Origin of the sequence: Alkanindiges illinoisensis DSM 15370 (assembly GCF_000619845.1) — a bacterium.
Taxonomy (GTDB): Bacteria; Pseudomonadota; Gammaproteobacteria; order Pseudomonadales; family Moraxellaceae; genus Alkanindiges; species Alkanindiges illinoisensis.
In genome coordinates this window covers 662,066-687,367 of record NZ_JHUX01000003.1, presented here as the reverse complement: position 1 = coordinate 687,367, position 25,302 = coordinate 662,066, and the positions used below count along the sequence as shown (strand labels likewise).

22 protein-coding genes and 1 pseudogene are annotated in these 25,302 nt (G+C 46.6%); 5 read left to right on the top strand and 18 right to left on the bottom strand.

Going from position 1 to position 25,302, the window contains the following annotated elements; genetic code table 11:
- Positions 1-78 precede the first annotated feature (78 nt).
- Complete coding sequence (murB, locus tag Q337_RS0103615; protein WP_407636760.1) at positions 79-1,086, bottom strand: UDP-N-acetylmuramate dehydrogenase; 1,008 nt, start codon at positions 1,084-1,086, stop codon at positions 79-81.
- A 110-nt stretch (positions 1,087-1,196) separates the two neighbouring features.
- Positions 1,197-1,721, bottom strand: a complete 525-nt coding sequence (locus Q337_RS0103610) for a low molecular weight protein-tyrosine-phosphatase (RefSeq protein WP_026470427.1) — start codon at positions 1,719-1,721, stop codon at positions 1,197-1,199.
- 129 nt (positions 1,722-1,850) lie between these two features.
- Between Q337_RS0103610 and Q337_RS0103605 the strand changes: the two genes are divergently transcribed.
- Both Q337_RS0103605 and Q337_RS0103600 read left to right on the top strand, forming a co-directional pair.
- Complete coding sequence (locus Q337_RS0103605) at positions 1,851-3,011, top strand: iron-containing alcohol dehydrogenase (protein WP_026470426.1); 1,161 nt, start codon at positions 1,851-1,853, stop codon at positions 3,009-3,011.
- Positions 3,012-3,077: 66 nt separating this feature from the next.
- The gene (locus Q337_RS0103600; RefSeq protein WP_051526531.1) at positions 3,078-3,557 is read left to right on the top strand and encodes an acyl-CoA thioesterase; all 480 of its coding nucleotides are present in this window, start codon (positions 3,078-3,080) and stop codon (positions 3,555-3,557) included.
- Positions 3,558-3,610: 53 nt separating this feature from the next.
- On the opposite strand, the gene Q337_RS0103595 is transcribed toward Q337_RS0103600, so the two are convergent.
- The 6 genes from Q337_RS0103595 to creB form a co-directional block, all read right to left on the bottom strand.
- On the bottom strand, positions 3,611-4,177 hold the full coding sequence (locus Q337_RS0103595; protein ID WP_026470424.1) for an NADPH-dependent FMN reductase: 567 nt from the start codon (positions 4,175-4,177) through the stop codon (positions 3,611-3,613).
- 114 nt (positions 4,178-4,291) lie between these two features.
- On the bottom strand, positions 4,292-6,526 hold the full coding sequence (gene dnaX, locus Q337_RS0103590) for a DNA polymerase III subunit gamma/tau (protein WP_026470423.1): 2,235 nt from the start codon (positions 6,524-6,526) through the stop codon (positions 4,292-4,294).
- 126 nt (positions 6,527-6,652) lie between these two features.
- A complete protein-coding gene (locus Q337_RS0103585) occupies positions 6,653-7,210 on the bottom strand; it encodes a hypothetical protein (RefSeq protein ID WP_026470422.1) in 558 nt (185 codons plus the stop codon).
- Positions 7,211-7,322: 112 nt separating this feature from the next.
- A complete protein-coding gene (gene creD / locus Q337_RS18270; RefSeq protein ID WP_026470421.1) occupies positions 7,323-8,732 on the bottom strand; it encodes a cell envelope integrity protein CreD in 1,410 nt (469 codons plus the stop codon).
- 152 nt (positions 8,733-8,884) lie between these two features.
- A complete protein-coding gene (gene creC / locus Q337_RS16655; protein WP_051526530.1) occupies positions 8,885-10,306 on the bottom strand; it encodes a two-component system sensor histidine kinase CreC in 1,422 nt (473 codons plus the stop codon).
- Between the two features lie 6 nt (positions 10,307-10,312).
- The gene (creB, locus tag Q337_RS0103570) at positions 10,313-11,038 is read right to left on the bottom strand and encodes a two-component system response regulator CreB (RefSeq protein ID WP_026470420.1); all 726 of its coding nucleotides are present in this window, start codon (positions 11,036-11,038) and stop codon (positions 10,313-10,315) included.
- 437 nt (positions 11,039-11,475) lie between these two features.
- Here creB and Q337_RS19320 point away from each other — a divergent pair, with 437 nt between their 5' ends.
- Entirely contained in the window at positions 11,476-13,770 is a 2,295-nt protein-coding gene (locus Q337_RS19320) for a putative bifunctional diguanylate cyclase/phosphodiesterase (protein ID WP_051526529.1), read from the top strand.
- Positions 13,771-13,815: 45 nt separating this feature from the next.
- On the opposite strand, the gene Q337_RS16645 is transcribed toward Q337_RS19320, so the two are convergent.
- The 3 genes from Q337_RS16645 to Q337_RS0103550 all read right to left on the bottom strand — a co-directional run bounded on the left by Q337_RS16645 (position 13,816) and on the right by Q337_RS0103550 (position 17,632).
- Positions 13,816-15,093 (bottom strand): serine hydrolase domain-containing protein, encoded by a 1,278-nt coding sequence (locus Q337_RS16645; protein ID WP_051526528.1) that lies wholly within the window; start codon positions 15,091-15,093, stop codon positions 13,816-13,818.
- 195 nt (positions 15,094-15,288) lie between these two features.
- A complete protein-coding gene (locus Q337_RS0103555) occupies positions 15,289-16,146 on the bottom strand; it encodes a MaoC family dehydratase (protein WP_026470419.1) in 858 nt (285 codons plus the stop codon).
- 94 nt (positions 16,147-16,240) lie between these two features.
- Positions 16,241-17,632 carry a 3-oxoacyl-ACP reductase gene (locus tag Q337_RS0103550; RefSeq protein ID WP_026470418.1) on the bottom strand — a complete coding sequence of 464 codons (1,392 nt, stop codon included), beginning with the start codon at positions 17,630-17,632 and terminating at the stop codon, positions 16,241-16,243.
- 513 nt (positions 17,633-18,145) lie between these two features.
- On the opposite strand from Q337_RS0103550, the pseudogene Q337_RS0103545 reads away from it, so the two are divergent.
- Positions 18,146-19,549, top strand: a pseudogene (locus tag Q337_RS0103545) (acetyl-CoA C-acetyltransferase); the annotation flags it as partial.
- Positions 19,550-19,658: 109 nt separating this feature from the next.
- On the opposite strand, the gene Q337_RS0103540 reads toward Q337_RS0103545, so the two are convergent.
- From Q337_RS0103540 to ispF, 5 genes are all read right to left on the bottom strand, one after another.
- On the bottom strand, positions 19,659-20,075 hold the full coding sequence (locus Q337_RS0103540) for a type II toxin-antitoxin system VapC family toxin (protein ID WP_026470416.1): 417 nt from the start codon (positions 20,073-20,075) through the stop codon (positions 19,659-19,661).
- Between the two features lie 8 nt (positions 20,076-20,083).
- Positions 20,084-20,341, bottom strand: a complete 258-nt coding sequence (locus tag Q337_RS16640) for a FitA-like ribbon-helix-helix domain-containing protein (protein WP_034279179.1) — start codon at positions 20,339-20,341, stop codon at positions 20,084-20,086.
- 162 nt (positions 20,342-20,503) lie between these two features.
- Positions 20,504-21,598, bottom strand: coding sequence for a 3-deoxy-7-phosphoheptulonate synthase (locus tag Q337_RS0103530; protein ID WP_084494695.1), 1,095 nt, complete (start codon positions 21,596-21,598; stop codon positions 20,504-20,506).
- A 159-nt stretch (positions 21,599-21,757) separates the two neighbouring features.
- Complete coding sequence (locus Q337_RS0103525; RefSeq protein ID WP_026470414.1) at positions 21,758-22,654, bottom strand: sulfite exporter TauE/SafE family protein; 897 nt, start codon at positions 22,652-22,654, stop codon at positions 21,758-21,760.
- A gap of 160 nt (positions 22,655-22,814) precedes the next feature.
- Positions 22,815-23,297 (bottom strand): 2-C-methyl-D-erythritol 2,4-cyclodiphosphate synthase, encoded by a 483-nt coding sequence (gene ispF / locus Q337_RS0103520; RefSeq protein WP_026470413.1) that lies wholly within the window; start codon positions 23,295-23,297, stop codon positions 22,815-22,817.
- A gap of 160 nt (positions 23,298-23,457) precedes the next feature.
- On the opposite strand from ispF, the gene Q337_RS0103515 reads away from it, so the two are divergent.
- Positions 23,458-24,117: a lysozyme inhibitor LprI family protein gene (locus Q337_RS0103515; RefSeq protein ID WP_026470412.1), complete on the top strand. Its 660-nt coding sequence runs from the start codon at positions 23,458-23,460 to the stop codon at positions 24,115-24,117.
- 26 nt (positions 24,118-24,143) lie between these two features.
- On the opposite strand, the gene ispD is transcribed toward Q337_RS0103515, so the two are convergent.
- Complete coding sequence (gene ispD / locus Q337_RS0103510) at positions 24,144-24,869, bottom strand: 2-C-methyl-D-erythritol 4-phosphate cytidylyltransferase (protein ID WP_026470411.1); 726 nt, start codon at positions 24,867-24,869, stop codon at positions 24,144-24,146.
- On the bottom strand, positions 24,808-25,212 hold the full coding sequence (locus tag Q337_RS16635; protein WP_051526527.1) for a septum formation initiator family protein: 405 nt from the start codon (positions 25,210-25,212) through the stop codon (positions 24,808-24,810). The genes ispD and Q337_RS16635 overlap by 62 nt, the downstream gene beginning before the upstream one ends.
- Positions 25,213-25,302 lie beyond the last annotated feature (90 nt).

Here is a 25,302-nt window from a genome sequence, read left to right as displayed (position 1 = left end):
AAGGGCTGCCAACCGCTTTATTGTTCGTTTAGGCCAGGATACTGCTGTCATAGTTCCTCATTTTATCATTATTAACGCTTAAAATTTAACCAGAACCGGTTCCTGCTCCAGCCGGATTGCAAATTTCTGGAATACCGAATCCTGCACAGCTTTACTCACCTGCTGCACATCAGCCAGTGAAGCAATATGCCGGTTGACCAGCACCAGCGCCTGCTTTTCATACATTCCTACACTACCAATGCTCTTGCCCTTCCATCCAGCCTGGTCAATCAACCAGCCTGCTGCCACCTTAACCTGTCCATTGGGCTGCAGGTAAGAGCCTAACGGGGGATAATGATGTTTTAACTGTTCATAGTGGGCAATATCAATGACCGGATTCTTAAAAAAGCTGCCCACATTTGCAATCTTTTTAGGATCTGGCAATTTGGACTGACGAATCTGGATAATGGCTTTTGCTACCGATTCCGGGGTTGGATGTAACCCGGCCTGTTCACGTACATCGCCATAATTTAGGGCCAGATGGGGTTGCCTGCTTAAGCAAAACACTACCCGACTAATAATCCAGTCACCCGGCTGTTGCTTGAAAATACTGTCACGGTAACCAAACTGGCACTGTGCTGGCTGCAGGATATGCCAGCGCCCGGTTGGTAAGTGCCACGCTTTAATGTGATGAATATACTGGCTGACTTCAACCCCATAAGCGCCAATATTTTGAATCGGTGACGCACCCACATAGCCTGGAATCAGCGATAGGTTTTCCAGGCCGTACCAGCCCTGAGCCAGCGCATATTGCACAAACGGATGCCATTCTTCACCCGCCATTACCTCAACCAATACCTGCTGTGTGTTCTCGGCAATAGCCCGGATGCCACGCAACAATGGCCGGATCACCAGCGCATCTATAAACTCGGACAACAGAACATTGCTACCACCTGATAAAACAAAAACCGGCAACCGCTTTGCAGTGACTGATTGCAGAATAGCCAATAAGTCATCTTCTGTTGTTACGCTGGCCAGATACCGTGCCCTGCTGTTTAGGCTTAAGGTATTAAACGGTTTTAAACTGGCGTTTTGTTCACACTGCAACATTCAGGATACTCAATTCAGAAAAACCAATTCAAAAAGACTAATTTAGAAAATCAGGGCTTATTTTCACTTAACGGTGATCGCTTAGGTAATAGCTTAGTCTGGATAAATTAAGATTGGCGGCGCAGGATATCTAAATTGGCCTGCCAGTATTCTACCCAGGCCTGTGCTGCACTTTCACATTGTACAATGACCCGCTCAAAGTCGCTGGCCTGACCAAAATAAGGATCAGGGATTGCCTGCCGGGAAAATTTCGGGTCATGCTCACTCATTAGCGCCAGACGATCCATGACTGATGCATGCAGCTCACCTTGCTGCACCAGATTATTAATTTGCCACTGTAAATCTGACAGGTTGGTCTCATCCATTGCCAGAATCAGGTCAAACTGGTCGTAGTCTTCCCGGCAAATCTGGCGCGCGCGCAAGTGCGACAAATCATAACCCCGGGCACGGGCAAATTTTTGCGTGCGCGGGTCTGGCGCCTTGTTGGGATGGTAATTGCTGGTTCCCGCAGAATCAATTTCTACTGGCAAGCCTGCAAGCTTTACATAATGTTTTAAAATAATTTCTGCCGTGGGCGAACGACAGATATTCCCCAGACAGACACACAATACCTGATATGGCGAGCTTGCCATTGCACGCTTTTCCTAACAAAATAAACCAATTGAGTATAGCGGCAACGCTAGGCACACTGCTATAGCCCGTGCCACAATATGAATGATTCTGACAGGAATCAGGGACCATTTGCCACCAGGGAATAAACCATGAATCACTTTAGCTTTGATACTGTTAAACAAATTATCTGTGCTGCTGGCTCCCGGCATCAGCTTGGTGAGCACTGTAAGCGACTGGGCTTAAGTCATGTGATGTTTGTTACCGATGGCGGCATTGTGCAATACCAGTTGCATCACGATGCACTACAAAGCCTGAATAATGCAGGGATTGAATACAGCATTTATGATCAGGTACTGGCCGACCCACCGGATCATGTGATTCTGGCTGCAGTTGAACAGGCAAAGTCAAAGCAAATTGACGGAGTGATTGGCTATGGCGGCGGCAGTTCCATGGATGTGGCCAAGCTGATTGCCATTTTGGCCAATCCAAAGCAAACCCAGGCCTTAAGCGACATTTATGGTGTAGGTAACATTCAGGGCCAGCGTTTGCCATTGATTCAAGTACCCACCACTGCCGGTACTGGCTCAGAAGTCACCAGCGTGGCCATTGTGACCACTGGTGAAACTACCAAGATGGGTGTGGTATCGCCCGTATTGTATGCAGATCTTGCCCTGCTGGATGCTGAACTCACCACTGGCCTGCCACCTGCTGTTACTGCAGCCACCGGAATTGATGCCATGGTGCATGCCATCGAAGCCTATACCAGTGTACACAAGAAAAACCTGTATTCCGACATGCTGGCCAAACAGGCACTGGTATTACTGGATCAAAACCTGCAAACCGCCGTCCATGAAGGCCACAATCTGGAAGCACGCCAGAACATGCTGTTTGGTGCCATGCTGGCTGGACAGGCTTTTGCCAACTCACCCGTTGCCGCCGTTCATGCGCTGGCTTACCCACTGGGCGGGCATTATCATATTTCGCATGGCCTTTCCAATGCACTGGTGCTGTGTGAAGTGATCCGCTTTAACCTAAGCCATGCGGCAAAACACTATGCTGAACTGATGCTGATGTTAAATCCGGCAGCACAAGGTTCAGACATGGAATTGGCTAACCAGTTGATTGATCGTCTGGAGCAGCACATTCTGGACAGTGGTTTACCCCATCGCTTAAGCCAATTGAATGTTCCTGAACAAGACCTTGAAATGCTAGCGCGTGATGCCATGCTGCAAACCCGCTTGCTGGTGAATAACCCACGTGAAGTTACCCATGCCGATGCACTGGCGATTTATCAGGCGGTTTATGCCTGATTACTATTACGTCAACCACCAGCGTTTATGAGAAAGAGTTTTTAAGAAAGCATTTTTGAGAAACTGATGAATACTTCTGTACCCGCTTCTAAATCCAGCCCGGCTGCCAAACCTGTGGCCTATCAGCGTAAAGACTTTAGCTGGTTTTCAGCCCTAACGACGCGCTGGGCCGATAATGATATTTATGGCCATGTTAACAATGTCATGTATTACAGCTATTTTGACAGCACCGCCAACCGCTACCTGATTGAGCAAGGCGGACTGGACATTCATGATGGCCCTATTATTGGATTGGTCGTGGATTCCGGCTGTAGCTATTTTGCGCCGGTTGCTTTCCCGGATGCGCTTGAAGGCGCGCTGCGGGTTGCCCATCTGGGTCGCTCATCGGTACGTTATGAATTGGCAATTTTTAAGCCGGGCGATCAGCAAGCCGTGGCGCAAGGACATTTTGTGCATGTGTTTGTGGATCGGCAAACTCGGCAAGCTGTTGCCATACCGGATCAGTTACGTGAAGCACTAGCACAGTTATTAGTAACGGCCGATTAAATAAGCAGTCTTACAACGTTAACCTTGTTTCGTTTAACCGTGATGAAGTGAATTCAAGCCGTAGCAGGCCCCACTTCATCAATCCACTCGTTAAACTTATTTAAAAACTTCAATAAAAATTGCCGGGTTCTTTCGCTGGTAATTTCATTATTATCATTCACCATGCTTTCTTCAAATTTAAGGTAAATTTCCGGCTGGCCCATCACACGCGTGTTTAGCGTTAGTAAAATACTGCGTAAATGCGACTGTGCTACCGCCGTACCCACCTGCCCCGGACTGGCTCCCAGCATGGCCGCTGGCTTGTGCTTCCAGCTGTTGTCATTACTGGGCCGTGATCCCCAGTCCAATGCATTTTTTAAAGGTGAAGGCACCGAGCGGTTATATTCTGGTGTCACAAACAGCAAGGCATCGGTATTCTTTATGGTGATCTTAAACTGGGTAACCGCTTCGGGAATATCCTCCCATAAATCCTCGTTATATAATGGCAGACTAGCAATATCCACCAGCTTAAATTGATGCGGCAAGTTTTCCTGCTCTGCCAGCTTGATTAATGCCTTGGCAATTTTTAAATTGATGGATTCCCGGCGCAAACTGCCCACGATTAATGAAATATTTGCCATACCATACCTGCTGCTTCTTTTAGGAATCCAACAGTTATACCCCAGTTGTTTTTGGCTACCAGTACATTTTGCGTAAGGTTTTGCTCAAGTGTGCAAACAAAGCGTAAGGAAACTTTATTCCTTGAAGCTGACATTGGTCAGGCTGGCTTCAAACTGGGCAATTAAAGGCTGAACTACAGGTTCTTGCCGAAGCAAATAATCAGCCTGCTGCAAGGCTTTTTCCCGCCGGATTGCTTTTAATTCTAAAGGCAAGGGTTCATTAATAGGTTCAAATACCAGTTCCACACTGCTATCTGGCCATTGCTGCGTTAATGCTGCAATTAGCCCATCAAATAGCTCGGTAGCCATCAGGCGATGTTCAGGAGAAATTACAAATATCGAAGTTTGCCCAATCTCACCACGAATCAAACCATGCTGTGCCAGATTGCGAATGGCAGGACTAATGTCCGCTTCACGCAACCAGCATTCCCATTTTTCAATATTCCACTGCCCGGTTAGCTCAACAGAACTATGCTGCAATATTTGCTGTGGCAATAACTGGCTTGGATTACTTTCAGGAATAACGGTAATTTGCTGGGGTACAACCCAGACTTCTTGAGGCTTGATTTCGTTAGCCTGATTATCTTGCAATTGAACTTCTTGCAACTGAGTATTTTGACCTTGAATATTTAAGTCATTAACTGCCTCAAATGCCTGCTCATTACTCCACTGCTGCATGCTGTTCAGATTTGTATCTGATACAACATCAACTTGCTGATCAGCCTCAGTTAAAGTCCTTGTCTGCTCAGCAGGTATAGACCTAATAGCTTCACCAAACAAATCCAGTTCATGACGTTCTTGCTCTGCTACCTGTAAAGGCTGAAGGTCTAAAGCGTTTGACTGACTGACGAAAAACTCATTCTGAGTGAGTAAGTCATGTTCTATAGTTTGATTTTCAATTAATTGATTTTCTAATATTTCATGTTCTATGAACTGGCTTTCTGTTGCGTCATCCAGAATCAACTCATCTTTCGGCGCAAGTTCCTCAAAACCAGTCTGCCCTGTTATTTCAGGCTGATCAGTGGATTTGATCGGCGTATCTTGTAGTTCAGGAATTGATTTCGTCGGGTCAACTGCCAAGCTGGTATTGTCTTTAGCCAGTTGATCATCAGGTGCAGCACTGGCAGGTTGTAATACTGGGGTATGATTGCTTGCATTAACCTGAGTAGGCTGCTGGGCTGCAATTAAACCAGCACTGGAGTGTTCTACAATCTGGGTATTACTGCCCAGTGGCTTAAAGGCCAGCATGCGCAAAATACACATATCGAAGCCCTGTTGCAGGCTTACCGCCAGTTTTAAATCCTGTCGGCCCTGCAGGGCAATCTGGTAATACAGCTGAACATCACTGGGATCAACCTGCTGTGCCAGTTGACGCAACTGCTGCTGGTATTCCTGCGTACCCTGCAACGGCACCTGCGGTAACACCTGTAGTAAGGCCAGTTGATGCAACAAGGTAATTAGCTGATCCAGTACGGCCTTTAAATCAACCGCCTGATTGGCCAGATTTTGCAGAATCTGGCTCACCTGCTGGCCGTTATTCTGGTAAATCGACTGCAACAAATGCACAATCTGCCCTTTATCCAGCAGGCCCAGCATGTCCTGTACATCACTACCCTGCAATTGCCCCTGACCAAAAGCAATCGCCTGATCGGTTAGTGACAGCGCATCCCGGAGCGAACCTTGTGCAGCTTCGGCCAGTTGCCACAGGGCTTTGTCATCATAGCCAATTTGTTCCTGATCCAGAATGTTGTGCAGGTGATCATGGATTTCCTGCTGCTGCAATGGCCGCAGGGTAAACTGCAAACAACGCGATAGCACAGTGACTGGCAGCTTTTGTGGATCGGTTGTGGCCAGTAAAAATTTGACGTGTTCTGGTGGTTCTTCCAAGGTTTTAAGCAGCGCATTAAAGCTGTGCGTTGACAGCATGTGCACTTCGTCAATCAAGTAAACCTTATATCGTCCCTGTGTTGGCGCATAGGGGACGTTATCCAGCAATTCGCGCGTGTCTTCCACCTTGGTGCGCGAGGCGGCGTCAATTTCAATCAGGTCAATAAAACGGCCCTGATTAATGGCAACACAGGTGGCGCAAACTTCACAGGGCGTGGCCGTAATACCAGTTTCACAGTTCAGGCACTTGGACAAAATACGCGCAATGGTAGTCTTGCCCACCCCACGCGTACCGGTAAACAAATAAGCATGATGCAGGCGGTTACGCTCCAGCGCACTGGTTAATGCCCGGGATACATGAGTTTGCCCCACCAGCTGATTAAAGTTGCGTGGGCGATATTTACGCGCAAGAACCTGATACATGAACGCTCCTGTTTAAGCCCATAGCATAGCCGATTTGAGCCAAAAAGCGGTTAAAAAAATTTGCCCCTCATCTCAGTTGGTACGATTTTCACTAGTGTTGACATGCATATACTGGTTATCCTTATCTTATCTGCTCAGCAAGTAATGATAAGTTATTTCTTCAATCATCATTTCCTGCGCAGCAGGCCTAAAAAAATAACTACACATTATTGCACCTGCATTGCTCGCATGATGAGTTGTGGTAATCACTACACTACCCAGATTAACAAATCCAATTTCTTGCTGGCGTAAATGTGCCAATAATCCTGTCTTCGTATTACAACCATGTTCTGATGGCCTGAAAAACAGTTTTTTAAAGCTTAGCAACTTTTTAAATATCAGCACTCTGGGCCGGTTATTTTCATAAAGGATATTCAAGCCTAATAGCGAAAATTGCTGTTGTGCACTGCTAAAACCTTGTTCTGGCTCAAACTGACTGATGGCCATTTTTCCAAATCTGCTGTCGAGATATGCTGCAACCTGATCGGGATTTTCCAGCCTTAAAATATGGCCTGCCAAATCTTCCAGTAAACTTTTAGAATCTTCCTGTGCAACGAATGGCTGTTTGTTTGGGGTTAAATCAGGTCTGGAAAGTCTGGGGTAAGTTGGTGCGATGGCTTCTTTTACACTAGGATAATATGTCATGGTTTGAATTCCGTGAATGCGTTAACTGTTAGCTTTGCCGCTCTGAAGCATATGCAAACTGCCTATTACAGACAGTTGCATGGCTGAGCAATGTTATTTCGCAATAAAAAACCTAAGCTTTACTTTTTGGCTGGTTAAGCTGATACCAGTTGATGTGACGGGTTAAGAACATCACCACGGCAATCAGGGCAAAAACCATGACTGAACCCAGCATTAAGGTGTGCTGTTGTGAGCGCAACAGGATATACAAGGTGCCATACATGGCTGTTAGCACGAGACCCAGGCTAAAGGCACGACCAACGCCTTTCAGTACGTAAATGACATACCAGCTAATCAGCAGGATACAGGCAGCACTGGAACCCACATAAGCCCAGCCAAAGGCAAATTGCTCACTAAAGGATAGCAATAGCAAATAAAAGACGCCTTGGGCCGCACCCACTAGCGCATACTGGACAGGATGCACCTGCAAGCCTTTTAACACTTCAAACAAAAAGAAAGTGCCAAAAATAATCAGTAAAAAAAGCAAGGCATACTTCAAGGTGCGGTCAGTTAAGCTATAGACATTTGTGGGTTCAAAAAACTGGATATTAAAACTTTCGGCAGAACCCTTAAGTTGTTCCGGCTTATCATACGCAGCAGAGTCATTGCTATAAGCATGCAGGGTTTTTAATTTTTCACAGGCGCTGTCCTGCTGGGTGAGCAAACAGGTGCTGAGCAAACGGGAATTGCTGGTGGGTGCATAGGTATTATTCCATTGCGCACTGGTTGACTGGCGGCTAATGGTTTTATACAGAGGCGAAATACCCCCTGAAAAATTCGGGTGCGCCCAGTTAGCTTGCAGTGTGGCATCAATACTTTTGCCTAAAGGAATTAGCCGGAACGATTGCAGGCCAGCCAGACTAAAATCCAGCTTAAAATCCACACTGTTTTTGGCCAGTTCACCAATGGCAAAACTGGTATAGCCAAATGGCAGGCCATTCAGGATTTCACTGTCCTCTGGCAAACCAAACTGGAATTTCCTGTCCTGAAGCGTAATCACGGGTTGCTGTGACAGCCCACGCAAGTCAGACACAGCCAGATAAATTCTTGCCTTGTGCCATTGCACCACTTGACCATCGCTTGGTTTGAGCAATGCGCTATCTGGGATAAAACGTCCCTGTATGCTAATTTTGTTGTCATAATTGGTGGCGTGGTAAATGCCTTTACGAAAATTCTGGGCGACCTTCAACTGGTTTTGCCACTGGCTTTGGCTGGTATAAATGGTTTGATAAACCGTGGTCGTACACTGCTGTTGGGTTTTGGTTTGGGCTTCCTTGGCTGAGCAAGTAAACTGGCTTATGGGAACCACAATAAACGGACTCATCACCGTTTGTGCACCATAATTATCGCGCGCGATTTCTTCAATCGCCTGCTGCGCATAACGTTGCCGCTCATGCACAATGCTTTTAACAAAGAACAGGCCGATCAAAAAACAAAAGCATAGCCCGGCTATAAAGGTAAATTTGGCACCTAAACTTCGCATTTTTCAGATTCCTCATTGAAGATTGAGGTATTGTGAGAAATGCACATGTGCTACAGGTGAACTGAATATGAAAATCAATTGAACTTTTGATGAACTCAATATGAAGTCAAATTTTGAATCAATTCCAAAACTCAAATGTGCCTGCAAAGCTGTCAGGCACTAAAATAAATACTTACGGCAACACCATCCGCCCTATTCTCAATGGTTATAGTGGCCTGATGTTTATCCAGCACTTCCTTAACCAGCGTTAAACCTAAACCAGTGCTTTTTAAGCCGGTATCGGGGCGTGGTAATGAATAATAGCGCTCAAAAATATGGCTGAGGGCATAGTCTGGAATAGCTGGCCCCTGATTAATAATGTTTAAAACCAGTTGCTGCGCTGAGTGTTCAAGCGCAATGGTTAGCGTTTTGCCTGCTGGCGTAAATGAAATGGCATTGTCCAAGAGATTGGCCAGCGCCTGCCCCAGCCAGAAAGGTTCCGCCTGAATCAGGCAGGCAGCGTTAAAACTGGTTTGAACTTCAATCTGGCGCTGCTGAATAATGCCTTTGCGCTGTGCCAGTGAATTCTGCATCAGGCTTTTTAAATCAACGGTTTGTAACTCAAAATCCTCATCCGTTTTTTCCAGTTTAGCCAGTAACAATAGCCGCTCTACCAGATCCTGCAAGCGATGGGTTTGCTGCTGGATTTGTCGTGCAAAATACTGCTGGTCATCCGGTGGCAAAGCCTCTTCCAGCAATTCAGCACTGGCATGGATTGCGGTGAGTGGGCTTTTTAATTCATGCGTTAAGGTATGCACATAGTGTTCAACATAGGCCCGGTCTTCCAGTTGCTGCCGCATCGTGGTGATGGCATGAGCCAAATCATTTAGCTCGCGTGCAGAATAAAAATAAGGCTGCTGCTGACGATTGGCCGCCAGTGCAAGGGCATACTGACGCACCTTTTCAATACTACGCTTTAGCCACCACGCCACAAAGCCGCACAGTAGCAGTGAAAAAACCACCACAATACTGGCTTTAATCAGCATCTGGTGCTGTGCTGCCTCAATATAAGGCTGCACCGACTGGCCTTTTTTGCCAAGGCTAACCACCCCAATCAACTCGTTGTGGTAAATCACCGGTGCGGCCACATACATGGCAGAGCTGTTTTCATCCCTTGGATCAGTGCGGGTTGACCGCACGCCATACTGCCCTCTTAAGGTCAGGTAAATATCATTCCAGCGCGAGAAATCCTGTCCAGTATATTGCCCGGTAGAATCATAAATGACGCGTCCATGCTGATCCGTAATATATACATTCTGGTGAATGGCACTTTTTTGCATGTTCCAGATTTTGGCATCAAGCACCCGGCTTAAAGTGGCTTGCATTTTCTGGTCAAACTCTGGCGTTTGTACTATGCCATTGGCAATGTCATCAGCGACCAGTGCGGCAATCATATTGGCATTGTCGGCCAGCGTGTCTTCCACCACCTGCCGGATATTGGGCTTGATTTGCTGTTGCAGGCTACTAAGAATAAAAAAACTGCCAATCAGCAAAACCAGACTAAAGCCAAACCAGATGCGCACAAAAATTGACATGGCTAATTATCGCTTCAGGCTATAGCCCAGCCCACGATGAGTGGTGATTGGCTCATCATCACTCACCAGCTTCAGCTTTTGCCGTAATGACTTGATATGCGTATCCACGGTGCGCTCCAGACTGTGGTCCGGATGCTCCCACACTTGCTGCATTAATTGTATGCGGCTAAACACCTGTTCAGGATGCTTGAGTAAAAATAGCAGCAAGCCTGCTTCATAGCGGGTCAATTGTAATAACTGGCCATGATATTTAATCTGGTAACGGTTTAAATCAGCATACCAAGGGGAAAATTCAATAATTTTTTCATGGGATTCAGTTGCTTGGGTTTGTGTCAATTTATCGGGATGCTGCCCATTAGCAGCCGTCAATTCCATACGCCGCCAGATGGCCTTGATTCTGGAAATAATTTCGCGTGGACTAAATGGCTTGCCACAATAATCATCCGCACCAATTTCAATACCAATAATACGCTCTATCTCATCATTACGTGCAGTAAGAAATAACAGCGGTGTTTGCCAGTGCTGACGGATTTTACGGCACAGTTCAAAGCCATCCATATCTGGCAAGCCCACATCCAGAATAATAAAATCAAACTTCTGCTGGGCCAACGCATTCAAGGCATCAATCGCGGTTGTAAACCACAATACCTGCCAGTTTTCGCGCTTTAAGGCATACTGTAAAGGTTCAGCAATGGCAGCTTCGTCCTCAACCAGCAAAATCATTTTTTGCATGTTTTTTCCGTTACCTTTTCCACTTTTGTTATTCCATTGAGTAGAGTAAAAAGCCTTGGCTATCCGCATTTACAATCATTATTAGCGCTTAAAAGCTTAAACCCTAAAAATCACATCTCTAGGCACCTCTTCCATTTCTGTATTCTGCCCTGTCTGTCACTAGAAACCCGGAGATACAGACTGCCGACGAAATGTAACAGCTTTTACTTAAAGTCCTTCAGTCACTGACGATAATTTGCATTGACGAAATATAGCTTTGTTTGTATGTTCGATGGTATCAAGGCAATGATATATCAGGTAAAGCTGTAACCTTAAAAGGCCGGATTGCGGTCTTATTTTGCAGGGACTAACCGGATTTAAGGACACTTTGCCCAGCGGTTCTAACGGCTAACACCAGCCCATGACCGAAAAAACGCTGTATATAATGGATGAGTATAATGAGTATAACCAGCGATCGGACAGCAAAAGGTCAAAAAGCTTATAACCTCCGGCTAATGGCTGTAAAGATTGGTGCGCTCAACTGGATTGTTGAAATTAGCCTGCTTGGCGGCTTGGTGATATTTGCCAACCTGCCGCTCTGGTTCTGGTTTTTGTATACCACGATTGCCATTATATGTAGTGCCAGTTTTTATATCCTGCATAAAACCGGATTAAGTGAGCGCTTTAAAGATCCTACGCTGGCGCTTCCTCATTTGTTAATAGTATCTGCAAACCAGTTTCTTGGTTTATTTTTACTGCCCCAGCTGAATTTTTTATTTTTAATCCGGATCATTGAAGGCGCAGCATATGGCCTGTTTTTGCTGACCGTTCGCCAGTTTATTATTTTGTTTATTACCTTTGCTGTGGGACTGGGCGCATTCATGCTGTCTGGTGCGGGCATTACATTTGCTACACCAACATTAGCCATCAAAGTTCTATTGTATATCTCGCTTATTCTTACGATTGGCCGCTTAATTTTTGGCAGTATTTATTTGCATTTCTTGCGCTCACGATTGATCGCCAACAATAAGACCATCAAGGAAAGTGAGGAACGCTTTCGGGCATTAACAGATTTGTCATCAGACTGGTATTGGGAGCAGGACGCCGACTTTCGTATTACCCGTTTTGAAAGTGGACGTGCCAGCAAGGATTTACCACCAGAAATGCTACTGGGTAAACGCCTGTTTGAATCCGGTATTACCATCAAGACGCCCGGCGGTTGGGAAGCACATAAGGCCCAGATCACGGCACATCAGCCGTTTCGGGATCTAATATTACATTTTGATGTTCCCGACAATCACGACCTTTATATTAGCGTTAGTGGTGAGGCAGTGCTGGACAGTAACGGTGTTTTGCAAGGATATCGCGGGGTTGCACGGGATATTTCAGAACAAAAGCGCGCCGATGCCCGGATTGAACACCTTGCCACCCACGATGGCTTGACTGGACTGCCCAACCGGGTCATGTATAACCAGATGCTGGGGGTTGCTGTTCAGTCAGCACTGCGCTACGGCGGAAGCTTTGCGGTGCTTTTTATTGACCTTGACCGCTTCAAGTTTATTAATGATACCCTGGGTCATCAGGCTGGGGATCAGCTTTTAAAAGAAATTTCTACCCGTTTCCGGCAAACCCTGCGGGCCAGCGATATTGTGGCACGTTTGGGAGGTGATGAGTTTGTCGTGCTGGTGCCTCAAGTGCATGAGAAAAAAGAAATTGCGATCATTGCACGCAAAATTGTCGACGCGGCTATTGCTCCTTTTGTGCTACAGGGGCAGGAATGCCGGGTAACCGCAAGCGTTGGTATTGCCATTTTTCCTGATGATGCGCAGGACGAACTCACCCTGACCAAAAGTGCAGACATTGCCATGTATGCCGCCAAAGAAGCGGGCAAAAATAACTATCAGTTTTTTTCGGCCCAAGTCCGCTCCCATGCACTGGAACGCATGGCGCTTGAAACTAATCTTCGCCAAGCGCTGGAGCGCAACGAGTTTACAGTGTACTACCAGGCCAAGCGCGATCTGGCTTCCGGTGCAATTTCCGGTGTAGAAGCGCTGTTGCGCTGGCAAAACCCGGAACTTGGCACCATCTCTCCTGCCCAGTTTATTCCCATTGCCGAAGAAACTGGCATGATTGTTCCAATTGGCAAATGGGTGCTGCGTACAGCGTGCCTGCAAAACATGGCATGGCAGCGCGAAGGCCTGCCTCCGGTTTGTATGGCTGTAAACCTGTCGGTACGCCAGTTTACCGACGACCATTTGCTGCTCGACATTGCCACCATCCTTCAGGAAACAGGCATGGACCCAAGGTTGCTTGAACTGGAAATTACCGAAGGTCTGGTGATGCGTGATCCGGCCAAGGCCATTACGCTGCTTGCTGCCATCAAAGAGATAGGCGTGCGGCTAGCCATTGATGACTTTGGAACAGGCTATTCCTCATTGGCACAGCTCAAAAACTTCCCGATTGATACTTTAAAGGTTGATCGCTCCTTTATCCGGGAAGTGGCAACCAATGCAAGCGACAAGGCCATTACCGAAGCCATTATTGCAATGGGTAAAACACTGTGCATGACCGTGATTGCAGAAGGCGTTGAAACTGAAGAACAGGAAGACTTTCTGCGCCAGAATTCCTGCGACCAGATGCAGGGCTATTATTTTAGCAAGGCCGTGCTGCCTGAAGAGTTTGCAAGCTTATTGCGCACCCATCATGCCATTCCCCTGCCGGAAGAATCAGTCTCAGGGCGTTTTCCAGCCTAGCTTTTAAGGACTAAAACCTTACAACAATCTGCAAGGCTTGTGCTTTTAAAACCAGCCTTTCTTGCCAGTCAGGTTTAAATCGGCATTTTGCAGCGCAGTCTGGGTCAGCCACCACAGGCGCGGATCACCAGTAATGCTACTGCCAGCAAAGTTATGCACATAGGCAAAGCTTAAACCACGGGATGGATCGCACCACGCGCCAGAGCCGTTATAACCGATATGCCCAAAACCTTCCGGTACACGCTTACCCAGCGACAAAATCCGGTGATAGCCCAGCCGCCAGTTCATGGGCAAAGACATAATACGGTCACGCTGGGTATTTTGAATCTGGCTTAATAGGCGCACCCGTTCTGGTGACAGATATTGCTGGCCATCAATTTCACCTTCATTAACCAGCATGGCATACATTTTTGCCAGCGACCTTGCGGTAAATACCCCATTGGCTGCAGGAATACAGGCCTGCAAAACGCGGTCGGTAAAAAAGCTAAACCGGCTAATTCCCTTGGGCATCAATGCATCTTCAGCCTCATAGGGATCAAGGCCAGTAAGTTTGAACATTTTTTCCTGCAAGGTTAAAGGTCTGCGTCCATTGGGCAACAGGTTTTTTTGAGTGGCTGGTCGGGTTTTCTGGTTGTCCTCAGCTTGCTGAGGGTTGTTTGGCACAATAGGCCGTGCCACACGCTCCAGTTCGCTGCTAGGCACGCCAAAATAGGCACCATCCAGCCCCAGTGGTGTCACCAGTTCCTTTTGGAAAACCTCACACACCGACTGACCAGTAACTTTTTCAACCACACCACCCAGCAGCCAGCCAAAACTGAGCGCCTGATACGCCACCTTTGTGCCGGGTTCAAAGCGTGGCGTAGCATTTTCATAGACCTTTAGCATGTCATGCCAGTCCAGCATTTGCACCGCCGACTGGATATTCTGGCGAATGTCAAATAGGCCAGACTGATGCGCCAGCACATGCCTTATCGTAATCTTATCCTTGCCATTTTTGGCAAATTCCGGCCAGTAATGTGCAATGGTCTGGTCATAATCCAGCAGTCCCTGATCAGCCAGACGGTGCACCAGCGTTGCTAGAGCTGCCTTACCTGTTGAAAAACTCAATGCCATGCTGTCTTCTTGCCAGGGTGTGTCCTGTTTCATGGCACCCGTCCAGACATCCACGACTTTTTTGCCCTGAAAGTAAACAGCTAGTGCCGAACCACCGCGATAGGCTTGTGGCTGAATCTGTTTAAATGCCTGAATCAGTGGCGTAAAGGAATTATCATAAGCCCCGTGAAGCTGAACATTTGTACCCTTTGGCCAAAATGGGAATTGCATGTCACATCCTGTTTGTGTAAGGCAAGAGTTCAGTTATAGCTTAAACGGCTCTTGAATTGAATGACTTTTAAAAAATAGCGAACTGGCTGAGCAAAATCGCATCATTTAATCAATAAAAAAACCCCTGCATTACGAAAGATGCAAGGGCTGCTTATACACTGTGCTATCACGCACTAACTTGTACGAAGTAGTGTATTAGAGTGAAGTAACCTGACCACTTAAATGTGGCTTGCCCGTTTTGGTATCGCACAGCTCAAACAGAATATTGGAATCTTTGACACTTTGCAAAGTTACCTTGGTTGGAATAAATACTGGCAACTTAAACTGCACGTCGGCTTCATAAGCATCCGGCAAATCGCCCAGTGCAGCCAGCGAGCGAGCTTTGGTCCACATGCCATGGGCAATGGCGCGCTTAAAGCCAAAGGCCTTGGCAGTATACTCATGAATATGGATCAGGTTGACGTCACCCGAAATGGCAGCATAGCGGCGGCCAATATTTTCCGGAATGCTCCAGTCCTGTGTGTTGTTATAGCCAGGCTTGCAATTATCCTTGGGCTTGTCAGACTTGGCAGCCGCTTCGACTTTCTGGCGCACTAGATAGGTGGTAACACCGCTATACACTTGTTCGCCATTGACGCTAGCAGCAGTGATAAAATCAAACTGCTGGCCTTTGTCATGCGGACGCAGCTCGCCAAATTTGCACGACAGGGTTAATACCTCATTTGCTTCGATTTTGCGGGTTTGGCGTACCACATTACGGATATGTACCATGCCCAGCAATGCAAACGGAAACGGTTCTTCCGTCATCATGCTCATTTGCAATGATTGCGCCAGTACTGCCAGATACATGGCAGGCACCGTGCCATCATTTTTAAAAGTGCAAATATCGTTATAAGCTTTTAAGTGTTTTTCATCAATATTTAAGCGGTCAACAATATATTCCGCCTGCGGTAAGGTCTTGGTTTTAACCTTTGGTTTTTTGATCAGGGATAAAATCACTTTACCATAAGCCTTATAGGGCTTGGGTAATGCATCAAAATGGCGGATGCTCATGCTGGTTTCCTCAAAATATCAATTAACATCAGTAAATATAGCTGGCTATAAAGACAAACGGGGCGCCCAAAGCACCCCGCTTGAAAGTGCCGGATTAAGCACCCAGCAAACTTTGTCCGCACACCCGTACCACGTTGCCATTTACACCAGTAGAGGCTGGGTTGGCAAACCAGGCAATCGCTTCAGCCACATCAACCGGCTGACCACCTTGCTGCATGGAGTTCATGCGACGACCCGCTTCACGAATTGCCAAAGGAATGGCTGCAGTCATTTGCGTTTCAATAAAGCCCGGAGCCACTGCATTAATGGTAATACCGTTTTTCAGCACAGGTGCAGTAAATTTCACCAGGCCAATTACCCCGGCTTTGGATGCTGCATAGTTGGTTTGACCCATGTTACCGGCAATACCACTAATGGAAGACACGCAAATGATACGGCCATTGGCATTTAAGCCATCGTTTTCCAGCAGGTAGTCATTAATGCGCTCAGCAGCACTTAAATTAATGTTCAGCACCATGTCCCACAGGTTTTCTTTCATGTTGGCCAAGGTCTTGTCACGGGTTACGCCTGCGTTGTGAACAATCACGTCCAGACCGCCCTTGCCTGCTGAAAATTCCTTGATTTTCTGGCCAGCATCTTCAGCCGTAATGTCCAGTGCCAGTACGCTACCGCCAATTTCACCAGCAACACGTTGCAGGTCGGCATCCTGCGCTGGAATATCCAGACAAATCACATGCGCGCCATCACGTGCCATGGTACGGGCAATCGCCTCACCAATCCCGCGACTTGCGCCAGTAACCAGCACAGTTTTACCAGTTAGCGGCATGCTCCAGTCAACATTCACAGTTGCAGCCTTGTTAACATTCACAACCTGACCAGAAACATAAGCAGATTTTGGAGAAATCAAAAAGCGTAATGTGGATTCAAGATTTTTCTCGGCACCCTTGCCAACATAAACCAGCTGGGCCGCAACACCTTTTTTGAATTCCTTACCAACTGACTTCACAAAGCCTTCCAGCGCGCGCTGGGCAGTTGCTGCTTTGACGCTACCTGCCGCTTCTGGCGCACGGCCAACGATAATCACACGGCCAGATGGCATTAACTGACGCGCAACCGGATGAAAGAAATTATACAGTTCAACCAGCTGTTCAGAATTTGCAATACCCGATGCATCAAAAATAAATGCCTTGAAGCGTGATTCCTTGTCACCACTGTTAAAGGCGCGCAGGTTCAGGCCGGATTTGGCAGCTACTTGCTGGAGCTGGGCATTGTCACCGGCATAGGTATCGGCATGAATGCTGGCCAGTGCATCACTGATTGCTGCAGACAGGGTGCTATCCGGCGCTGCACCAAACAACACAGCACCATTAACCAGCGGCTTGCCCGGCTCATAACGATCCAGCTCAATCGGCGCTGGCAGACCCAGATTCTTGATAACCAGTTTACCTAAAGCAGAATTGGCAAATGCCTGATAACGATCGCTCATGATTTATCTCTCATCTCAAAAGTGCATAACCTGAATAAAAACAGCGTACTCCATCCTTGAGCGGCCATCTAAAATGGTATAAACAGTAGGACATCACTACAGTAATTGCAATGGATAACATGTGGTTTTTCACTGACTTTGCGTTTCTGCAGGCTGTTCCAGCATGTTAAATATACAACTGCATTGTCCAGGCAGGCTGTCTATGTAAGCTGTCTATACAAGATAACTTGGGTCTATGCTACCCAAGATTGCCAGCTAGATATTTGACTTTTAGGCAAAACTGGTGGGCATTGCAGTCAATACTTTGCAGCAACTTTATGTTAAGGTTAGCCCCTCTCAACTCTTTGTTTTGGGGCACTTATGAGTCAATCCTCAAAAGACCAACCCGAATCGAGCAACACTGGGGAAACCGCAGCCAAGGCCAGTACTACTTCCAGTACGCCCAAGCCTGCTGCCAAACGTGCATCGACACGTGCCCCGCGTTCCTCTACCAGCGGTACAGCATCTTCAGCGACGACAACCCGTCGTGCCAGTGCAACTAAAAGCAGTGCAAGCAATAGCAATGCGACCAAGCGCAGTGCTACCAAAAAAACTGCGACCACTTCCACCCAAAAACAGGACTCATCCATGAGCAAACAAGCTGCTTCTGTTCGTCGCGTTGCCATTATCGGCGGCAACCGTATTCCATTTGCCCGTTCAAATGGCCCATACTTCACTGCTTCCAATATTGATATGTTCACCGCAGCATTAAATGGTCTGGTTGAACGTTTTAACCTGCAAGGCCAGCGTTTAGGCGAAGTGGTTGCTGGTGCCGTACTCAAGCATAGCCGCGACTTCAACATGACCCGCGAGTGTGTATTAAACACTGCGCTGGCACCAGAAACCCCAGCGTATGACATTCAGCAAGCGTGTGGTACTGGCTTGCAGGCAGCCTTTCTGGTTGCCAACAAAATTGCACTGGGCCAGATTGAAGTCGGTGTTGCGGGCGGTGTTGATACCACATCTGATGCGCCAATTGCTTTTGGTGATGGCCTGCGTAAAGTATTCCTTGAGCTGAATATTGCCAAAACTGGTAAAGACCGCCTCAAAGCCTTGAGCAAAATCAATGTAAAAGACTTGCTGGATGCGCCTAAAAATGGCGAACCACGCACTGGCCTGTCCATGGGCGACCATCAGGCGATTACGGCACTGGAATGGAATATTGCCCGTGAAGATCAGGATGCGCTGGCAGCATCTAGCCACCAGAAAATGGCGGCTGCCTACGAGCGTGGTTTCTTTGATGACCTGATCACCCCATTTATGGGCTTAACCCGTGACAACAACCTGCGTCCAGACAGCTCGGTTGAAAAACTGGCCAAGCTCAAGCCAGTATTTGGCAAAGGCGAAAACGCCACCATGACTGCGGGTAACTCAACCCCATTAACTGACGGTGCATCTGTTGTACTGCTGGCATCTGAAGAATGGGCAAAAGCCAATGGTCATGAAGTACTGGCTTACCTGAGCTTCTCTGAGACCGCGGCAGTTGACTTTGTGGGCAAAAAAGAAGGCTTGCTGATGGCGCCTGCTTATGCCGTTCCACGTATGCTGGAGCGCGCTGGCTTAACCCTGCAAGACTTTGACTTCTACGAAATCCATGAAGCGTTTGCGTCTCAGGTATTGTCTACCCTTAAAGCATGGGAAGACCCAACTTTCTGCAAAGAGCGTTTAGGTCTGGACAAGCCGTTGGGTTCTATTGATCGTAGCAAGTTAAACGTGAATGGTTCATCTTTAGCGGCGGGTCATCCATTTGCAGCAACTGGCGGACGTATTATTGCCACTGCAGCTAAATTGCTGAACGAAAAAGGTTCAGGCCGTGCACTGATTTCGATTTGTGCAGCGGGTGGTCAGGGTGTCGTGGCGATTGTTGAAAAGCCATAATTTCTGATTAATTAATAAAAAGCCCTGATACTCAATGAGTAGCGGGGTTTTTTATCGATTAAAAATTTTGAAATATCAAAGCTTAGAGCCTGTTTATAGTCTTAACTTTTTATAGCAAAAATGGATTAATAAACTTAACGCCCGTTCTCTCAATATCTTTAATATTACGGGTAACAAGCGTCAAATCATAAATAAGCGCAGTCGCAGCAATCTGGTTATCAACTGGATGATGTGGATTAAGCGCCATTAATCGCCCCCATACCTCCGCACAATTTCTATCAAAATCCAGTGTATATTGCGCCAAGCTCATTAAATCCTGCTCATACCATCGCTGAAAACGTGCCGCCTGGATGTGATCATTACGCCGTTGCAGTTTTGCAATACCCTGCTGAATTTCTCCAAGCGTAATGACACTTAAATAACAAGCATCATTATTATTTTGCGCTGCTTGTATCCAAGTCATGACACCTACATCCGGATTTTTCCTAGTTAATTCACTGACGATATTAGTGTCATAAAGATACATCGTAAATTCTAATCTCCTAACTCAACATCACGGCCAACGCTGCTGTCCCGTTCAAAAATAGCCTGCACCTCATCCATCTGTTCCAGCTTTGGTAACTTTAACAACACTTCATTTAAATTACGCGGTTGTAATTCTGCTTTATTTTCTACCAGATTAATGATGGTTTGCCGGTGAAAGGCTTCAACGCTCAGGCCCCTTTGCATTGCCAAGGCTTTAAACTGGGCAATAATATCATCATCCAGATTACGCACCAGTAAACTGCTCATTAGCATCTCCCTAATCCTCATATGCTATCAATGATAGCATGAATATTTTGAGTTAAAAAGGCCTGTGATAAGCTCAGTTACACAAGATTAATTTTTCCTAAAAATCAAAAAAACCCACCTTCATTTTCAATCCGGTGGGCTTTTGATATTACTATTTTAGAATTAGCCGCGTTTCGGCAGCACATCCTTTAAGGCTTCATGCATTTTCAGCAAGGTGTCTTCGGTGGTTTGCCAGTCAATGCAGCCATCAGTAACAGACTTACCATATTCAAGCTGGCTTAAATCAGCCGGAATATCCTGACGACCACCCTTGATATGACTTTCGACCATCAAACCAACAATCGACTGATTCCCATCAACAATTTGCTGGGTCACATTTTCCAGTACCAATGGTTGCAGGAATGGGTCTTTGTTGCTGTTGGCATGGCTGGCATCAATCATGATCTTGCCGCTCACCTTGGCTTTGGTTAAAGCCGCCTCAGTCTGGGTGACGGCAGTTGCATCATAATTCGGCTTGCCGTTACCACCACGCAATACCACATGGCCGTATGGATTGCCGTTAGTACGAATCACTGCAACCTGACCATCTTCATTTAGGCCCAGAAAACTGTGCCCGGATTGCACCGCTTGCATGGCATTAATGGCTACGGTTAAGCCACCATCAGTACCGTTTTTAAAGCCAACCGGAGAAGACAAACCTGACGACATTTCACGGTGCGTCTGGCTTTCGGTAGTACGCGCACCAATCGCTGACCAGCTAATCAGGTCTTGCAGGTACTGTGGCGAGTTGGGATCAAGCGCTTCAGTGGCACAAGGCAACCCTTTTTCATTGAGTTCCAGCAGCAGCTTGCGACCAATGCGTAAGCCTTTTTCAATATCAAAGGAATCATTCATATCAGGGTCGTTAATCAACCCTTTCCAGCCCACAGTAGTACGCGGCTTTTCAAAATAAACCCGCATCACAATATATAAGGTGTCTTTTACTTTTTCGCTCAAGGCTTTTAGGCGATCTGCATAGTCATGTGCAGCCACCGGATCGTGGATTGAGCATGGACCAATGACCACAAACAGGCGATTGTCCTTGCCATCCAGAATATTACGAATGGTCTGGCGGCCTTGTAAGACGACTGATTTTGCAGTATCACTTAACGGCAGTTCTGCCTTTAACTGTGCAGGAGTAATCAACGGCTGAATCGCCGCAATATTGATATTCTCGACCTGTTCACCGGAACCTGAATTATTAACCATATTATTCATTGCGTTCACAACACGCTCACCACAGACATTAAATCAATTTAAGGCTTATAGGATGGGGCCTGTAATCAATAACTGCAAGTAAATCTTTAAAAAAATTCATTGCAGTTATCAATAAAGCCCATCGGTTAATTAACAGTTTAAGCGATGGAAGCAGACCAATTAAGCTTTAACATTACTGGTTGATACGATCAGTTGGGCGTGTTGCTGTGGCTTCGGTGCAGCAGGCTTGGCCTTGACCGGATTAATCATAAAATTAATACCCAGCAGCAATAAAGTAATCCCCAGAACGCGGCGAATCAGGTGCTCCGGCATACGCGAGCTCACTAATGTGCCAACAATAATTGCCGGAATGGAACCCACCAGCAGCCAGCCCAGCAAATGAAAATCTACATTTCCGGCACTCATGTGGCTAAGTCCGGCCACCAGCGTGAGCGCTACGGCATGCACCACATCTGAGCCAATAATGCGGATCATGGGCAAATTGGCAAACATCAGGATCAGCGCCATAACCCCAAACGCACCTGCCCCAACTGACGACAAGGTGACAAACACACCCAGCACCATCCCCATGATAATAACCTGCAGCTTTTTACGGCTAACCAGTTGGGCAATTTGCTCACGGCTAAGCTCAACAGCGCTGGCTGTACTTTTGGAATGGCGCTTGAAAAACGCTTCAATCCGGTGACGAAAGACAATGGATATGCCAGTGAGGGTAAGCATAAAGCCCAATACCATTGTTAATATGGCCTTGTACTGATTTGAACCGCTCAGGATATGTTCCAGTACCCAACTGGTTCCCAATGATGCCGGAATACTGCCCAGTGCCAGCCAGCCTACAATCGGCCATACAATATTCAGTTTTTTGGCGTGAACCATCGACCCACAAAACTTGGAAATTGCGGCGTACAGTAGATCTGTACCAATGGCAATATGTGGCTCTATTTTAAACAGGCCAATCAGGATAGGCGTCATCAATGAGCCGCCACCTACGCCTGTGACCCCAACGCAAAAACCTACTACGATGCCGGCCAAGATAAACTGGAAAATATCAGGCATAACCAATCACTTTTCATCATTAATGCTATTAAGGTGGATATAATATCTATTTTTAAGATAAAAGAATTTTCATAATTTTTGATTTACTTATCTTAAAAAAAGATAAAGCCTTAGACATTCACTGAAATAACATACCAGCTCCCTAGAGACCAGAGCAAAACTATCTTCGCCCCAGCAATACAACCGCACTGGCCAGAATACCCTCCTTACGTCCGGTAAAACCAAGCTGTTCCGTGGTGGTGGCTTTTACACTAATCCGGTCCAGCGTTGTTTCCAGATCCGCTGCAATGGTAGAACGCATAGCCAGATTATGCGGTGCCAACTTGGGACGCTCGCATGCCACGGTAATATCGGCATTAATCAGCTCAAAACCTTGTTTTTTGATTAAATCATAAATATGGCGTAGCAGCACCCGGCTATCAGCCCCTTTATAGTTTTCATCAGTATCCGGGAAATGCTGACCAATATCCCCAAGTGCCAGTGCACCCAGCAATGCATCTGCCAATGAGTGTAACACTACATCCCCATCAGAATGTGCTTTTAAGCCATGCGTATGCGCAATTTTGACACCGGCCAGCGTGACAAAACTACCGTCCTCAAACGCATGAACGTCTATCCCCTGCCCAATTCGAATATCCAGCATTTGATATTTAATCCCAAAAAAATAACAGAATAACAAAACTTGCAGGCATCATACGCGATGGCTTAAGAGTTTGGCTATTTTCTAACAGTTTGTGCTTTGCAATCCGGGAAGTGGCTGTGCTAAATTTTTCAAACTAAACTGGCAGGATGTTATAGGTCATATGGCTGTTTTTAATTGCAGGCGCTGGATAGCGGGTAGCTTTATTAATATCGCTTTTTTACCACTGGCCTTTGCGCAAATTCTGCCTCTTGATTGCGAAAATCCCGGTAACTTTGTGGAAAAAACCACCTGTAGTAATCCCAAACTGACTGAACTGGACAACAAACTTTTTGCTGAACTGGAACAGGCTACCCATGAAACCAAAATACCTGCCCAAATGCTGGAGTTGACCCAGCAAAGCTGGAGTAAAGCACGCAATCAATGCAAAAATACGGCCTGCATTGAACAAGCCTATCAGAAGCGTTTGCTGGAAATAAAAAACCTGAATACCACAGATCAGGAATTTGTGCGTTATTTTATTCGTATGAAAGACAAGCGGCCTGATCCCAACCTTGCCTTGTTGCAACTACAAACGCTGGATGAAAAAAGAATCCGGGTGCTGGCGCAAACCTTCTGGAGTGGTAGTGACCAAAAGCACAGCCAGACTACCGATTTTAGCGGCTATGCCAATCAGGCAAAAAAAATAACGGTTAAGGATCTGGATAGTGGCTGTATTCTGAAACTACGCCAGCACAAGGAAAAATGGCGGGTATGGCAAGCCTCGCCGCTTTGCGGTAACAAGAATCTGCGATTTAGTGGTGTTTATGAACTGCAAAAATAGACTTTTATGATCAGCATTTTTAAAGACTAAATTAGATTTTCTTCTGTTTGTGCTTTTAAAATGGCAGCGGCCAGCCCTAAATCTTCAGGATAGGTAATTTTAATATTGGTACTACTGCCGTTTACTAGCTTTACTGGCAAGCCAAACTGTTCAATAGCACCAGCTTCATCAGTAACCAGTTGCTGCTGGGTTTTGGCTTGCTGTAATGCGTCCAGCAATAGACCAAAACGGAACATTTGTGGCGTCTGGCATTGCCAAAGATGATCGCGTGGCACCGTTTCAACCACTTGCCCTGCATTGCCACGCTTTAAGGTATCCCGAACTGGAACGGCCAGTAGGCCACCCACGGCATCTTCTTTTAGTTCATCCAGCAAATGCTGTAAATCATTTGCCAAAATACAAGGCCGGGCAACATCATGTACCAGTACCCAGTCCTGCGCAGTGGCAAACTGTTGCAAGTACTGCATGGCAGCCAGTACTGAATCCATGCGCTCCGCCCCACCTGTTACCCAATGCAGCAATGCAGGCTTTGCAAAAGTCAGGGTTTTGGCTGTCTGATCATGGGCGCTGATCGCCAGCACACAGCCTTGAAGAGGTAACTGGCAAATGCGGTCTACGCTATGTTGTATGACCGTTTTATTGATCAGGGTTAAGTATTGTTTGGGAATACTTGATGCAAAACGGCTACCACTACCGGCCGCAGGTAAAATAGCCCAGTATTGTGCTGGCATTATCACATTTGTCAGTTTCATTGGTAATCAGGTCATCTCCGGTAACTTCAACTTGTTTTTTATAATCGGAGACATCAATAGTGCTTAGTTGCACAAAAGTTTCACGCGGCTTAATTAATCCCAGATCCAGACGCGCATGTTCTTCAACAGCTTCCAGACCACTTTTTAGATCGTAAACCTCTGCACTTAAAATCCGGTTACGCTCGGCCAGCTTGTTGTTTTCAACCTGATAAGACGCAATACGCTCCTTAAGCGCCTGACGGTCATAATAGCCGCTTTCGCCCCACCACAATTTATACTGCAGAAAGGCCAGCAGTAATATGGCAACAACAAACACAATGCGACCGCTGAGCGTAGAAAGCATAAAACTTACCTGATTTACTAAATAAGAAAGCCTAACATCAAAGTCAGACTTCCCTGCTCATGACTGGCCAAGATCAAAACTGATACTTAG

Coding starts and splice junctions, on each gene's coding strand:
- Q337_RS0103610 (WP_026470427.1), bottom strand. CDS start 1,721: ATGGCAAGCTCGCCATATCAGGTATTGTGTGTCTGTCTGGGGAATATC.
- Q337_RS0103605 (WP_026470426.1), top strand. CDS start 1,851: ATGAATCACTTTAGCTTTGATACTGTTAAACAAATTATCTGTGCTGCT.
- Q337_RS0103600 (WP_051526531.1), top strand. CDS start 3,078: ATGAATACTTCTGTACCCGCTTCTAAATCCAGCCCGGCTGCCAAACCT.
- Q337_RS0103595 (WP_026470424.1), bottom strand. CDS start 4,177: ATGGCAAATATTTCATTAATCGTGGGCAGTTTGCGCCGGGAATCCATC.
- dnaX (WP_026470423.1), bottom strand. CDS start 6,526: ATGTATCAGGTTCTTGCGCGTAAATATCGCCCACGCAACTTTAATCAG.
- Q337_RS0103585 (WP_026470422.1), bottom strand. CDS start 7,210: ATGACATATTATCCTAGTGTAAAAGAAGCCATCGCACCAACTTACCCC.
- creD (WP_026470421.1), bottom strand. CDS start 8,732: ATGCGAAGTTTAGGTGCCAAATTTACCTTTATAGCCGGGCTATGCTTT.
- creC (WP_051526530.1), bottom strand. CDS start 10,306: ATGTCAATTTTTGTGCGCATCTGGTTTGGCTTTAGTCTGGTTTTGCTG.
- creB (WP_026470420.1), bottom strand. CDS start 11,038: ATGCAAAAAATGATTTTGCTGGTTGAGGACGAAGCTGCCATTGCTGAA.
- Q337_RS19320 (WP_051526529.1), top strand. CDS start 11,476: ATGAGTATAACCAGCGATCGGACAGCAAAAGGTCAAAAAGCTTATAAC.
- Q337_RS16645 (WP_051526528.1), bottom strand. CDS start 15,093: ATGCAATTCCCATTTTGGCCAAAGGGTACAAATGTTCAGCTTCACGGG.
- Q337_RS0103555 (WP_026470419.1), bottom strand. CDS start 16,146: ATGAGCATCCGCCATTTTGATGCATTACCCAAGCCCTATAAGGCTTAT.
- Q337_RS0103550 (WP_026470418.1), bottom strand. CDS start 17,632: ATGAGCGATCGTTATCAGGCATTTGCCAATTCTGCTTTAGGTAAACTG.
- Q337_RS0103540 (WP_026470416.1), bottom strand. CDS start 20,075: ATGTATCTTTATGACACTAATATCGTCAGTGAATTAACTAGGAAAAAT.
- Q337_RS16640 (WP_034279179.1), bottom strand. CDS start 20,341: ATGAGCAGTTTACTGGTGCGTAATCTGGATGATGATATTATTGCCCAG.
- Q337_RS0103530 (WP_084494695.1), bottom strand. CDS start 21,598: ATGAATAATATGGTTAATAATTCAGGTTCCGGTGAACAGGTCGAGAAT.
- Q337_RS0103525 (WP_026470414.1), bottom strand. CDS start 22,654: ATGCCTGATATTTTCCAGTTTATCTTGGCCGGCATCGTAGTAGGTTTT.
- ispF (WP_026470413.1), bottom strand. CDS start 23,297: ATGCTGGATATTCGAATTGGGCAGGGGATAGACGTTCATGCGTTTGAG.
- Q337_RS0103515 (WP_026470412.1), top strand. CDS start 23,458: ATGGCTGTTTTTAATTGCAGGCGCTGGATAGCGGGTAGCTTTATTAAT.
- ispD (WP_026470411.1), bottom strand. CDS start 24,869: ATGAAACTGACAAATGTGATAATGCCAGCACAATACTGGGCTATTTTA.
- Q337_RS16635 (WP_051526527.1), bottom strand. CDS start 25,212: ATGCTTTCTACGCTCAGCGGTCGCATTGTGTTTGTTGTTGCCATATTA.